Annotated in this window: 15 protein-coding genes; 9 read left to right on the forward strand and 6 right to left on the reverse strand. The window is 27.9% G+C overall.

Translation table 11 applies throughout. The features are described 5' to 3' along the window. The first annotated feature begins 107 nt into the window (after window positions 1-107). From JWF52_RS13080 to JWF52_RS13115, 8 genes are all read left to right on the forward strand, one after another. Window positions 108-1,775, forward strand: a complete 1,668-nt coding sequence (locus JWF52_RS13080; protein ID WP_208333990.1) for a dockerin type I domain-containing protein — start codon at window positions 108-110, stop codon at window positions 1,773-1,775. A 35-nt stretch (window positions 1,776-1,810) separates the two neighbouring features. After that, window positions 1,811-2,488 carry a hypothetical protein gene (locus JWF52_RS13085; protein ID WP_208333991.1) on the forward strand — a complete coding sequence of 226 codons (678 nt, stop codon included), beginning with the start codon at window positions 1,811-1,813 and terminating at the stop codon, window positions 2,486-2,488. 18 nt (window positions 2,489-2,506) lie between these two features. Beyond that, on the forward strand, window positions 2,507-3,751 hold the full coding sequence (locus tag JWF52_RS13090) for a DUF4430 domain-containing protein (protein WP_353654946.1): 1,245 nt from the start codon (window positions 2,507-2,509) through the stop codon (window positions 3,749-3,751). Beyond that, on the forward strand, window positions 3,752-4,642 hold the full coding sequence (locus tag JWF52_RS13095) for an energy-coupling factor transporter transmembrane component T (RefSeq protein WP_208333992.1): 891 nt from the start codon (window positions 3,752-3,754) through the stop codon (window positions 4,640-4,642). Next, window positions 4,615-6,312, forward strand: coding sequence for an ABC transporter ATP-binding protein (locus tag JWF52_RS13100; protein ID WP_208333993.1), 1,698 nt, complete (start codon window positions 4,615-4,617; stop codon window positions 6,310-6,312). The genes JWF52_RS13095 and JWF52_RS13100 overlap by 28 nt, the downstream gene beginning before the upstream one ends. Further along, on the forward strand, window positions 6,267-7,007 hold the full coding sequence (locus JWF52_RS13105; protein WP_208333994.1) for an ECF transporter S component: 741 nt from the start codon (window positions 6,267-6,269) through the stop codon (window positions 7,005-7,007). Before JWF52_RS13100 ends, JWF52_RS13105 begins: the two co-directional genes overlap by 46 nt. A 143-nt stretch (window positions 7,008-7,150) precedes the next feature. Then, a complete protein-coding gene (locus JWF52_RS13110; protein ID WP_208333995.1) occupies window positions 7,151-7,927 on the forward strand; it encodes a sulfite exporter TauE/SafE family protein in 777 nt (258 codons plus the stop codon). A gap of 83 nt (window positions 7,928-8,010) precedes the next feature. Beyond that, window positions 8,011-8,925: a CPBP family intramembrane glutamic endopeptidase gene (locus tag JWF52_RS13115; protein WP_208333996.1), complete on the forward strand. Its 915-nt coding sequence runs from the start codon at window positions 8,011-8,013 to the stop codon at window positions 8,923-8,925. Window positions 8,926-8,975: 50 nt separating this feature from the next. On the opposite strand, the gene JWF52_RS13120 is transcribed toward JWF52_RS13115, so the two are convergent. The 6 genes from JWF52_RS13120 to JWF52_RS13145 all read right to left on the reverse strand — a co-directional run bounded on the left by JWF52_RS13120 (window position 8,976) and on the right by JWF52_RS13145 (window position 12,577). Beyond that, complete coding sequence (locus tag JWF52_RS13120) at window positions 8,976-9,182, reverse strand: hypothetical protein (RefSeq protein ID WP_208333997.1); 207 nt, start codon at window positions 9,180-9,182, stop codon at window positions 8,976-8,978. Between the two features lie 36 nt (window positions 9,183-9,218). Beyond that, window positions 9,219-9,422, reverse strand: coding sequence for a helix-turn-helix transcriptional regulator (locus tag JWF52_RS13125; protein WP_208333998.1), 204 nt, complete (start codon window positions 9,420-9,422; stop codon window positions 9,219-9,221). A 12-nt stretch (window positions 9,423-9,434) separates the two neighbouring features. Continuing rightward, window positions 9,435-9,836, reverse strand: a complete 402-nt coding sequence (locus tag JWF52_RS13130; RefSeq protein WP_208333999.1) for a DUF2178 domain-containing protein — start codon at window positions 9,834-9,836, stop codon at window positions 9,435-9,437. A gap of 597 nt (window positions 9,837-10,433) precedes the next feature. After that, on the reverse strand, window positions 10,434-11,066 hold the full coding sequence (locus JWF52_RS13135; RefSeq protein WP_208334000.1) for a VanZ family protein: 633 nt from the start codon (window positions 11,064-11,066) through the stop codon (window positions 10,434-10,436). Window positions 11,067-11,331: 265 nt separating this feature from the next. Beyond that, window positions 11,332-12,102, reverse strand: coding sequence for a hypothetical protein (locus JWF52_RS13140; protein ID WP_208334001.1), 771 nt, complete (start codon window positions 12,100-12,102; stop codon window positions 11,332-11,334). After that, on the reverse strand, window positions 12,095-12,577 hold the full coding sequence (locus tag JWF52_RS13145; protein WP_208334002.1) for an RNA polymerase sigma factor: 483 nt from the start codon (window positions 12,575-12,577) through the stop codon (window positions 12,095-12,097). The genes JWF52_RS13140 and JWF52_RS13145 overlap by 8 nt, the downstream gene beginning before the upstream one ends. A gap of 321 nt (window positions 12,578-12,898) precedes the next feature. Here JWF52_RS13145 and JWF52_RS13150 point away from each other — a divergent pair. Beyond that, window positions 12,899-13,197: hypothetical protein (locus JWF52_RS13150; protein WP_208334003.1), on the forward strand; the 299-nt coding region annotated here is incomplete at its 3' end.

Raw genomic sequence — 13,197 nt, forward strand, 5'->3', positions numbered from 1 at the left:
TAAATTTCTTTAATCTAAAATATTAATATTGATTAATATTTTAGATTAAAGAAATTTATCTTAAGCTATGAAAAATATAAAAATAAGATATAAGGGGGAGTAGAATTTTGAAAACTAAAAATAGGCTAATAAAGACATTATTTACAGTAGTTCTTACTATTAGTTTATGTTTTATTTATGCGCCAGAGTTACTTGCTAAGACATTAGTTAGCCCAAGCACAAATATAGAAATGGCCATAGATAAAACAGGAGCATTAATGTATAAAAATACTCCTAATCCGACTGTAGGTACACTGAGTGGGGAATGGACTATACTTTCATTAGCAAGAGCGGGATATAAAGTTCCAAATAGTTACTATGATAAATACTATGATAATGTTGTTAAAACATTAAAAGAGTGTGATGGAAATTTACATAAAGTTAAATATACAGAATACTCAAGAGTCATATTAGGTTTAACTTCTATAGGTAAGGATGTTAGAAATGTAGGTGGATATAATCTTTTAGAGAAACTTGCAGACTTTAATAAAGTAATAAAGCAAGGTATAAATGGGCCAATATTTGCTCTTATAGCCTTAGATACAAATAATTATGAAATGCCGATTGCAAAAGACGTTAAAGTTCAGACTACTAGAGAAATGCTTATTGATTACATATTAGATAGAGAAATAAAAAAAGGAACTAGTGAAGCTGGGGGATGGGCACTTACAGGAGATATTCCAGATCCTGATATAACTGCTATGGCACTTCAATCTTTAGCTAAATATAAGAATAAAGAAAAGGTAAAGCCATATATAGATAGAGCTCTTAACGTTTTATCGAACTTGCAATTAGAAACAGGAGGGTACTCTAGCTGGGGAACAACAAATAGTGAAAGTGTAGCCCAAGTAATAGTAGCCCTTACAGCACTTGGAATAGACCCTGCTAAAGATGATCGATTTATAAAATCTGAAGGTAAATGGACTATTAGTTCAATAATGGATTTTTATATAGAAGGTGGAGGATTTAAACACGTTTTAGATAAAGAATTAGATGCCATGGCAACTGATCAAGGTATGTATGCAATTGTAGCATACGATAGATTTGTTAAAGGTAAAAATAAGCTTTATGATATGACAGATGCTAAATCAACTTTAAATACAGGTGAAATAGAAGACTCTAAAACAGAAAATAAAGAGGAAAATATAAACAGCTCAACAATAAATAAAAATCCTATACAATCAACAAATAAACCATTAATAAATAAAGATTCAACAAATAAAAATACAAGTAAAAGTATAAGCAAAAACAGAGCTCCTGCTATTGCAAAGGTACTATATTCAGGAGAAGAAGATAACTTGATTCTAAGTGGAAAAAAGGCAGTAATTGTTCAATTTGCAAATGAAAGAGCTATTCCACAAGTTGTATTTAAGAATAATACTTTAATGTATTATTCTAATGAATTATCAAATAAGTATCAAGTAGCAACGTATATAGGTATATTTGATAAAGATGAAAAATTAGAAGAGTTAAATGACATAACTAAATACAAATTCAATAAGAATACAACCTCAGAAAATATCACATTTGGGGATGTTAATGGAGATAATATTGTAAATGCTCAAGATGCATTAAATACTATTTCAACAGTATTGGAGAAAATAGATGTGCCAAGTAATAAGGTGATACTTTCTATGGATAACAACGGAGATTCTAAAATCGATAACTTAGATGTGATTGGAATCATGGAAAGATATATAAAGCAAAAAGAATGTAACGTGCTTAATAACATATAAAGTCTTAATTTAAAGTAGATAAAGAGGTGAGACTCATGATAAAAAGGATATTGAATGCTTCTAAAAAACAAAAAATTATAGGGTTGTTAGTAATTATTACAACTTTAGTAGGAATTTTAACTATAGTAACACAAGCATATAAAGATAAGAATAAGGGGATGATTTCAAGTGAGACAGAGTCAAATGTTTTAGAAGTACCATCTATTAATCTTATACCGCCAAATAAAATAGATGTCAATAATAAAGAAGAATTCGACGTAGATGTTGTCTTATCGTCATTACCATCTAACATATATCCAGCGGCAAGTATTTCTATTTACTTTGATAAGGATAAATTAGAATTTACAAGAGTTAAAAAAGGTACAATGCAAGCCTATGGAGATAAATCATCTAATGGAAAAGACTTCAGTGTTCCATATTGGGAATATGATACAGAAGCTTCTAATATGAATGGTCAAATTAACACAATGTACCTAGATAAGACAGCGGGAAGATTTGCTTACAATAAAGACGGTTTTGATAACAAATCAAAAAATGTAGTTATACGATTGGGATTTAAGTTAAAAGAAGGGGTAAAACCAGGCGAAACATATCCTTTGAATATTAAAGATGTCGTGTTCGCAACAATTAATGGAGACAAAGACAACACTAGTCTTTCGAGTTCAAGAAATACTTTAAAGATTAATGACTGTGAATTAGTAGTTCAAGATTAGGTACTGGGGGAATTTATTGTGAAGAGGAAAGTAAAAAAAATATTAACAAGCCTATTAACTATAATTCTAATGTTATCACTAATGGCTTGTGGTTCAAAAGAGGTTATAAAAGATAGTAAGATATCATTAAATAATGACATACCTAAAAGTGGTATTGTAGACGCTTCTATATTTGCACAATTAATGGAAAGTAAAGAAATGGCTATGTTTAATGGAAAAAATGATGAATTCACTTATCAATGGATGTTTATAGGAAGTGATATAAAAGAGCCAGAAGATATAAATTTACTGATAAATCCTACTAATAAGAATTTAGACGAAGTAAAAAAACAAAGTAAATCAGAGCTTGTTCAAGGATTTAGTTTTAATGAATCTAAAGAACTAAAATCAAAAACGGCCTTATCAATAACATTAAATAAAAAATGGAAATGTTCATCAGCTGATATATATAAATATGATGAACAAGAAAAGACCGTAAAAAAAGTATATGGTGCAACAGTAGAAACCTCAGATAATACAATAGTAAATTTTAGTGTAAAAGATAGGTTAGGAGAGTTTTACATAGTAGCTAGCGACCCTAAACAAGAAGCTATAGACAAGGATGAAAAAAATGGTAATAGTGAAACAGCACAATCTGAAACATCACAATCAAAAAAATCACAATCTGAAAAAAAAGAAGAGAGTTCACTACTTAAAGAGCAATTAGGAATAAACACAGAGAAAGGAACACCTAATGAAGGAGGCAAAGATAAATATCTAACAGATCCAATTCCAGAAGGAAAACCTAAACCTATAGAATGGAATGAAGCTAGTAATAAAGTAGATAAAAGTAAGGTGGCAGGTTATTGTACATTATCTATTAGGTGTGACACATTGTTAAAGCCAGAAAATAGAAAAGTAGCTATTTCCAATGGAAAAGGAGATATGATACCTGATGATGGGGTTATATATGCTACTAAGAAGGTTAAATTCTATAAAAATGAATCCGTATTTGATGTGCTTTTACGTGAAGTTCAAGAGCAAAAAATTCATATGGAATTTTCAATGACACCTATATACAACAGTAATTATATAGAAGGAATTAATAATTTATATGAATTTGATGGAGGAGAATTAAGTGGATGGATGTATAAGGTAAATGGATGGTATCCAAATTACGGGTGCAGTAGATACCAATTAAAAGATGGTGATGTAATAGAGTGGGTTTATACATGTGATTTAGGTAGAGATGTTGGATGTGAGTGGATGGGAGGGAAGGAGTAAATGTCAAATTCATTTAAATCATTTCATCCTATAGTAAATTTTTATTACTTTACAACAGTAATTTTATTTAGCATGTTTTTTATGCATCCAGTATTTTTAGTTATTTCTTTTATAAGTTCATTTATTTATTCGGTAAGTTTAAATGGTATAAAGGCAGTTAAATTTAATATTCTTTATATGATACCACTTTTAATATTTTCAGCATTAATAAATCCGGCTTTTAGCCATGCTGGAGTTACTATACTAACATATTTTAAAAATGGAAATCCGTTAACTTTAGAATCCATTATATATGGATTAGCTGCAGCAGTTATGTTTATATCTGTGATTTTATGGTTTTCTTGTTATAATGCCGTGATGAGCTCAGATAAGTTTATATATTTATTTGGAAGAGTAATACCAGGGTTATCTCTTATTATTTCTATGGTACTAAGATTTGTGCCAACATATAAGGCACAAATAAAGGAAATCTCTAATGCACAAAAATGTATAGGAAGAGATGTTACAAGCGGAAATCTAATACAAAAGGCAAGGAATGGAATAAAAATATTATCAATAATGACAACGTGGGCTTTAGAAAATGCTATAGAAACGGCAGATTCTATGAAATCTAGGGGATATGGTCTAAAAGGAAGAACCAGCTTTTCTAATTTTAGGTTTGATAATAGAGATAAGATTACATTTATTACTATGGTAATACTTACAATTATAATATTTATAGGTTCATTAAGAGGTGAGAATACAGTAGTATTTTTCCCAGCTATAAAATCAAATCCTATTACAACTTTTTCTGTAGTAGTTTATTTATCTTATTTATGCCTATGCTTAGTACCAGTATTTCTTGACATTAAGGAGGAGATAAAATGGAAGCATTTACAATTAGAGGATTAACATTTACATATCCTTTAAAAGAAAAAGAGGCACTTAAAAATATTGATTTAACTATAAATCAAGGTGAATTTGTAGTTATATGTGGGAAGTCAGGATGCGGAAAGAGTACTTTATTAAGGCATTTAAAAACTGTACTTACTCCTCATGGAAAAAGAGATGGTGAAATATATTTTAATTTAAAGCCTTTGAATAAAGTAGATACCAGAACTCAAGCATCAGAAATTGGTTATGTACTGCAAAGTCCAGAAAATCAAATTGTAACGGATAAGGTTTGGCACGAATTAGCCTTTGGTCTTGAAAGTTTAGGCTATGATAATAAAACTATAAGACTTAGAGTTGCAGAAATGGCTAGCTTCTTTGGTATACAAACGTGGTTTATGAAAAATGTAACAGAGTTATCTGGTGGCCAAAAACAACTTTTAAATTTGGCATCTATAATGGCTATGCAACCATCAGTTTTAATATTAGATGAGCCCACATCTCAATTAGACCCAATTGCAGCTAGTGATTTTTTACAGACAATAAAAAAAATCAATACAGAGTTGGGAATAACCATAATTATGACAGAGCATGATTTAGAGGAAGTATTTACTATGGCAGATAAAATAGTGGTAATGGATGATGGAGAAATTATAGCAAAAGAAAGTCCAAAAATTGTTGGAGAAAAAATAAGAAAACTAAATCATGAAATATTTACAGCAATGCCATCTCCTATTAAAATAGCATCTCAAGTAAATAATTATTTAGAATATCCTACAAATGTAAAAGAGGGTAGACAATGGATAAATGAGTTTCTACAAAATAGCGAGATAACTTGTACAGCAGTAGAAGAAAAAGATATTAATTTAAGTAATGAATATGCAATTAGAATGAAGGATATATGGTTTAAATATGATAAAAACTCTCAAGATGTTATAAAGGATTTATCATTAGATATAAATGTAGGTGAATTTTATTGTATTGTAGGAGGGAATGGCACTGGAAAAAGTACAACAGTATCTCTTATAAATGGAATCAATAAACCTTATAGAGGAAAAATTGAGATATTTGGAAAGGATATAAGAAAATTAAGTAATAAAGAAATTTTTAATAATAATATAGCTGTACTTCCTCAAGATCCACAATCATTATTTGTAAAGAAGACTGTAGAACTAGATTTATATGAAATTCTTTCTAGAAAAAAATTAAGCAAAAATGAAAAAAAAGAAAAAGTGAAAAATATAGCAAGAATTGTGGAAATAGAAAATTTACTTTCTATGCATCCATATGATCTAAGTGGAGGAGAGCAACAAAGAGCTGCTTTAGCAAAGGTATTACTATTAGAACCAAAACTTTTAATATTAGATGAGCCTACTAAAGGTATTGATGCTAGTTTCAAAATAAAACTTTCTAAAATCATAGAGAAATTACTATTATCCGGTGTAACTATAGTTATGGTATCACATGATATTGAATTTTGTGCTAGTTATGCACATAGATGTGCTCTATTTTTTAATGGAAATATAGTTACAATAAATACGCCAAAGAAATTTTTCTCAGGAAATAGTTTCTACACAACTGTTGCAAATAGAATGTGTAGGCAAGTTTTTGAAAATGCTGTAACTTGTGAGGATGTGATAAATTTATGCAAGATGAATCAAAATCAAGTGAAAGAAACAGTAATAAGTTAAGCAAAAGAACAATTATAGCTACAATACTTATTTTGATAGTTATACCAGCAACTATATTTTTCGGTATATTTTTTTTAAATGACAGAAAATATTATTTTATAAGTTTTTTAATTATTATATACACTATGATTCCATTTTTTATGGTTTTTGAAAATAGAAAGCCACAAGCTAGAGAGCTAATTATAATTGCAGTATTATCAGCAATCGCTGTGGCGGGAAGAGCTGCATTTTTTATGTTACCACAGTTTAAGCCTGTGGTTGCTATTGTAATTATTGCAGGAGTGTGTTTGGGAGCAGAATCCGGTTTTTTAGTTGGAGCAGTTTCAGGTTTTGTATCAAATTTTTTCTTTGGACAAGGACCGTGGACACCTTGGCAGATGTTTTGCTTTGGAATAATTGGATTTTTAGCAGGAATTTTATTTAAAAAGGGAAGACTTAAAAAGGATATATTTCAACTATGTATATATGGAGGACTTTCAACATTACTGATATATGGAGGGTTAATTAATATAGCTGCATTGTTAATGTTTTCATCAAGTTTTACATTCGAGGCACTTGTAGCTACTTATGTATCGGGATTTCCTTTTGATTTAGTCCATGCAATAGCTACAGTATTCTTTTTACTTATAATATCTCAGCCAATGATAGAAAAGATTGATAGGATTAAAATTAAATATGGTCTTATTGAACCATAAAAATTATATAAAATACACCCATTTTACTATTAAGCTAGATGGGTGTATTTTTATATGCTAAAATTAAAATAAGTATGTATTTTGGAAGAATTAGCTAAGTAATTATATTGAGAGAGTGGTTTTATATTAGGGGGGGGAGAAACATGAATTCGTTAATATATTTTTTAGTTGGTTTAATATCAACAACAGTAGGGGCGATATCAGGTCTTGGTGGTGGAGTTATAATAAAGCCAGTTCTTGATATTTTAGGTAATTATGATATTGCAAGTATCGGTGTTTTATCTACTTTTACTGTTTTTTCTATGTCTGTTGTATCTCTAGGAAAAAGTATAAAAAATAAAGTTAAATTAGATGGAAAAAGAACTATTAGTCTAGCAATAGGATCTATATTAGGTGGAGTAATAGGAAAAAGTGCATTTCAAGTATTTTTAAATATATTAAATAATGATGTATTAGCACAAAAGATACAATCTGTAATTTTATTTTTACTAATGCTTGCAGTAATTATTCTTTATAGTAAGGAAGGGAAAATAAAGGGATTTAAAATAGAGAGTGTTAGCATATGCTTTATAGTAGGATTAATATTAGGAGTTATTGCGTCTTTCTTAGGGATAGGTGGAGGACCGCTTAATGTAATTGTGCTTATGTATGTACTAGGTATGGATACAAAATCATCTGCTATTCATTCTATATTTATAATATTTTTCTCACAAGGTTCAAAGCTTATAACTATTTTACTTAATGAAGGATTTTTAGTATATAATTTAGAAGTTGTAGTTTATATGATAATTGGAGGAATACTTGGAGGTTTTTTAGGAAGTGATTTTTCTAGACGTATGAAAAGGGAAGATGTTAAGAAGCTTTTTACATATTGTATGATACTCATAATGTGCTTCAATTTTTACAATATAATTAAGTAAAATACTTAAAATATTTTAATATAACTTATGCTACAATAAGAATTTAAATATATAAATTTTAGTAATAAAAAAGGGGGTATTTAATGTTTAGGGAGAAAGAAACTCTTGTTGATGAAGCTAGGAAAAGTAAAAAATTACCTAATGTTATTTGGGCTATAGTACTAGCATTAATATTTATGTATGGAGGTTCAATTATTGGTGGAATTGGAATAGCACCGATATTCTTAGGATTAGGTAAGATTTCATACTTTCGATTAAATCCAGAATTACTATATTTATTAATTACTCTTATAAGCTTTGCATTTATATCATTATTAGTTTTTTTCAGAGTAACAAAGATAGAAAAAAGAAAATTATCTTCAATTGGTTTTCATAAAAACAATGCATTTAAAAAGTATGCTTTAGGATTTATTATAGGTTTGGTTATGATGGGGATAGTAGTATCAATACTATTTTTATTAGGATGTGTAACTGTTGAAAAACAACCTAACCAGCCAGTAGGAATTTCTGCGATTTTACCAGTATTAATAGTATTAATAGGTTGGATAATACAAGGTGGAACTGAAGAAGTAGTTACAAGAGGTTGGCTTATGAATGTTTTAGGAGCTAGATACAATATAGCTTTAGGACTTATTATATCTTCAACTTTATTTGGATTATTACACCTAGGTAATCCGAATGTTAATTACATTGCCATTATAAATATAATATTAGTTGGATTATTTTACGGGCTATATGTTATAAAAACTAATGATTTATGGGCTGTTTGTGGAATGCATAGTGCGTGGAACTTTGCACAAGGTAATTTATTTGGATTCGAAGTAAGTGGATTAAATGTTGAAGTTGGAAGCTTATTTGATTTTAACTTAATTGGAAAAGATTTTATATCTGGAGGTTCTTTTGGACCAGAAGCAGGGCTAGGAGCTACTATTGTATTATTAGCTGGAATAGTAATCATATATGTTCTAGATAATAAAGGTAAATTTAGTAATATATAATATAAAGGGACAAGAGGAAGTAAACTGTAAAAGTTCCTCTTGTTTTTTTATTATTTAACTATAAAAGAGACAATTGCTATAATTATAAATAGTACTCCAGCTAAGAATTGACCTAATCCAGATGCTTCTCCCATTAATATTAGATTAAATATATTTTTATCTGTCTGAGTTTTTCCAAACAAACCATCATCTGTTTTCATTCTATATATTCCCCATAGTATAAAAACAACTCCAAAAAGTATAGCTAACATTTGCATAATTTAAATTCCTCCATTTATTGTATTATTCCATTGTTATTTATCATCGTCTTCGAATATAAAAGCTTCTTCAATTGATAGATTAAAAACTGAAGCTATTTTATATGCAAGTAAAACAGATGGATTATATCTTTGTTTCTCTAAAGATATAATTGTTCTTGAAGATACACACACTTTATCAGCGAGCTCTTGTTGTGTTATTCCATGCTCTAATCTCAATTCCTTTACTCTATTTTTCATTAATCCCCCTAATTACAACGTGTGGTTATAGTATTTTCTAGATAACATTTCAGTAATTATAAAAGATACTAATATAATGGCTAGAGCACTATTTGCTGAAATTACAACCAAGTTAGAAATGAACATAACAATTAGAATTAGACCTACTAAAATTTTTAATGTAAATTTAGCAACTTTTCCATCTATTAAATCATCTCTCTCATCGTATTCTTTTGATAGTTCTTTATCTATCTCTTTGGCATTGGCTTGATATTTAATATAAGAAACTATAGAGACTATAAATAATATTGCACCTAAGAATATATTTAAATAACTAAAATCAAATCCTGTTGATACATTGAAAATTATTTCAATGCAACCTATGATAATAAGCATAAGTGATACTAACATACGCTCTAAAAATTTATTTTTCAAATGAATCACTCCTAATATAAAATAAATTAACGTCATATGAAGTTTACTTCATGTGAAGTTGATTTCATATTACTACGTTCAAGAATAATTGTCAATAATTAATTTCTGGATGAGATTTTGTAAAGAAGCAAGGGGAGGGTGTTAGTTGGGATAGATATTATATATATCCTAAAGAAAAAAGGTAAATTTAATAAAATGTAAATTAATATATAAAGAGCTTATACATTTAGTATAAGCTCTTTTAAGTAAAACAGAATAGTATCAACTAGTAAGTAGTAATTTTTTTATTTCTATTGTTAATTTTTAATAGAGAATCAAAAAATAATTTAGGATGATCTAGCATAGTCATGTGTCCAGCTTCAGGTATTAAGTACAAGTTTTTATCAGGAATATTAATTTTATCAAAGTAATCCTTAGCTACAATATAAGGTGTTTGACAGTCTTTATACCCTAAAATATAATAAACAGGTACTTCATATTTTAAAGATTTTGAATATAGGACTTCTAAAAGCCATCCAAATGATAGAAAAGTTCATACTAACTGATAAGTCAACGAATGGAGACAATAAGATTCAGATCTTTTAAGGTTTAATCAAATTAAAATGTATATCTATCATAGAAACCACATATGATAATTACAATGTATGGAATTAATATTCCTGATAGTAAAATAAATTTATTTTGTATAGTCTTTGATTTCATAATAATTTTTTCAGTAAATATATTAAATATACTTTTAAAAATAGTAAATGCCAAGTATCCTAATGTTGCTCCTAAAGTATTAAGTATTAAATCATCAACATCAGTTCCTCTAGTTAAAAATAACTGTGATAATTCAATAAGCAGTGAGGTGCAAAATCCAATAACTACTGCTTTTTTACAAGAGTTTACTTTAGTGTATATCAACGGGAGCAAAAAACCAATTGGCATAAACATTGCAATATTTCCAATAATATTAATAAATGAATGTGTAGTTATTCCACCTCGTAACATTTCAACAATACCTTCAAATGGAATAAAAGATACTTCATTAATTCTTATGTCAAGATGAAATCCACTCATTGGAGATATACCCGTTAAGGAAAATATAATAACCATAGACAAAGAAAACAACATAATCCCTGTATTATATAAAGAAATTTCCCTTCTATTTTTATGTTTGGCATTTATTATCAGTATCATAATCATAATAGCCATGCTTATTAAAATATCACGTCCTAATATTTGCATTATAACCCCTCCTAATTAAAATTAATTTTATATATTATATAATTCTGAAGTGGTAATTATATAATATCAACGTATTCTTAAATTACAAAGTAGATTCATTGAATTTGAAAGTAAAGCACATTGATTTAAGCTAGTTCAATAAATAACGAAGAAAACTAACAAAGCAAAAAATAAATAAAAGAACTTAAATAAGTTCTTTTATTTATTTTTATTAAATTTGAATTGAAAATTTATACTTTAAAAAGCTAATTAGTTAAGCTAAGTTTTATTTTGAATTAATAATCTGATGAGCCATTTTAACTAATTCATCTTGTGATAAGTCAGAATCTGTTACTAAAAAAGAGTAGTATACTCCATTTTGTTCCCAGTTTAAAGATTGAACTTTAGAAATTTCAATATCTTTAGATCCAAAACTAAATACATATTTACCAGATGCCTCATCCTTTTTATCTTGTTCTGTCATTTTATAATCCTCTGGAACAAGCTTATTAGCATAAGAATGATAATATAAAGCTATACTATTATGAGTATCAACAACAGCTTCCTCTTTAGATCTTTCACCTAACATCTGACCTTCCATATAAAGGTTTAATTTATTATTACCTTTTGCATAGGCAAAATGAAGAGATTTTGTTTTTCCTACAGAATTACCTTGTTCGTCAAATCCTTCATTATTTCCAGTATAGCCATTTTCAAAGATATATCCATTTTCAAATTTATCAATTAATTTTGGATTAAATCCAAAATCATTATTTATTTGCTCCACTTTAGGTATTGCAGTATAAGTTGGTATATTACTTGAAATTCCTACAGTAGAGAATAATTTTCCTGCTGCAAATGCAGTTGTTCCTAATACAAAAGTAGCTGCTAATGCAATTATAACCTTTTTCTTTAAAGATCCATTTTTATATATTTTTATATTTCCCATTTCACTATTCTCCTCTTGATCTGGTAAGTTATTTAATGTATCACTTACCTTATTTTTAAAACTTTTAGGTGTATCTGGAAAGGCATTATTCCAATTATAATTACTCATAAATTACCTCCATGTTTTCTAATTTTATTTTTAATAACTTTCGTCCCTTTGCTAACCTACTTTTTACAGTTCCAGAAGGTACTTTTAAAATCTGCTTAATTTCTTCTACTGAGTATCCCTCTACATAATAAAGAATAATTGTAATACGAATGCGTGGCGGTAATTTTCTAATAGCCAAATATAATTCGCTATAATCTTTTTTATCATCAGCCTTTACAAACTCAAAGCATTCTTCATAGGGTAGTTTCGGGTATTCTCTACGCTTTAAGTTATAACATTCGTTTATTAATATTCTAATTAACCATGTCTTAAAATATTTTTCTTCTTTTAATGTATGTAATTTCTCATAAGCTTTTAAAATTGCCCCCTGAACAGCATCCTCACAATCCTGATCATAAACCAAAATTGATTTAGATACATGATATAAAGTACGTTCAGCCTCGAGAACGTTTTCTATAAATGTATTTTTATTCAACTAACTTCCTACCTTTCCATGCAAATTGTAGCGCTACTTCTTTGCCTTACACTAATTAGATGTATATAGATGCAAAATGGTTCATTTAATTTTAAAATATTTAAAAATTAAAGGCCACGGTCTATATGACCATAGCCTTTAGTTTTTTATTTTCAAGATTTAATGTTTTATAATTAGTAGCTATAATATTAAAATCATTGGTACAAGTAAAAATATAACATATATATCTATAAATAAAAATTTAAAATGTTAATTTACATATTTTTACATTTAATTCTTTTCTGTTAAAATAGTAGTTAATAAAAATAAAAGGAGAACAAAATGTCCAAAAGAAATAAACTAATGATATTTGTGGTAATTTTACTTGCATTTGTTTCAATGATGATTTTTTATAACTATAAAGATGCATCAAAATTGCCTACCGTAATGGTTAAATATAATAATGAATCTGTTATTCTTAAACCGAGTACTTATGATTACGAAAATAAAACTTCTATATTTTCTATAAATAGAAAACAATCTAAGGACAATACTTTAAATTTAAAGCCAAGTTCATCTGTTAATATAATATTTAATGAAGAGCCTCATGAGTATAATTTATCTATTGAAGAAGATAAAAA

Source organism: Clostridium sp. CCUG 7971 (assembly GCF_017590215.1).
Lineage (GTDB): Bacteria > Bacillota > Clostridia > Peptostreptococcales > Peptostreptococcaceae > Faecalimicrobium.

Excerpts from the sequence above, each read along its gene's own strand:
- JWF52_RS13115 (WP_208333996.1), top strand. The coding sequence starts at position 8,011 with ATGTTTAGGGAGAAAGAAACTCTTGTTGATGAAGCTAGGAAAAGTAAA.
- JWF52_RS13100 (WP_208333993.1), top strand. The coding sequence starts at position 4,615 with ATGGAAGCATTTACAATTAGAGGATTAACATTTACATATCCTTTAAAA.
- JWF52_RS13085 (WP_208333991.1), top strand. The coding sequence starts at position 1,811 with ATGATAAAAAGGATATTGAATGCTTCTAAAAAACAAAAAATTATAGGG.
- JWF52_RS13125 (WP_208333998.1), bottom strand. The coding sequence starts at position 9,422 with ATGAAAAATAGAGTAAAGGAATTGAGATTAGAGCATGGAATAACACAA.
- JWF52_RS13135 (WP_208334000.1), bottom strand. The coding sequence starts at position 11,066 with ATGCAAATATTAGGACGTGATATTTTAATAAGCATGGCTATTATGATT.
- JWF52_RS13140 (WP_208334001.1), bottom strand. The coding sequence starts at position 12,102 with ATGAGTAATTATAATTGGAATAATGCCTTTCCAGATACACCTAAAAGT.
- JWF52_RS13110 (WP_208333995.1), top strand. The coding sequence starts at position 7,151 with ATGAATTCGTTAATATATTTTTTAGTTGGTTTAATATCAACAACAGTA.
- JWF52_RS13095 (WP_208333992.1), top strand. The coding sequence starts at position 3,752 with ATGTCAAATTCATTTAAATCATTTCATCCTATAGTAAATTTTTATTAC.
- JWF52_RS13105 (WP_208333994.1), top strand. The coding sequence starts at position 6,267 with ATGCAAGATGAATCAAAATCAAGTGAAAGAAACAGTAATAAGTTAAGC.
- JWF52_RS13120 (WP_208333997.1), bottom strand. The coding sequence starts at position 9,182 with ATGCAAATGTTAGCTATACTTTTTGGAGTTGTTTTTATACTATGGGGA.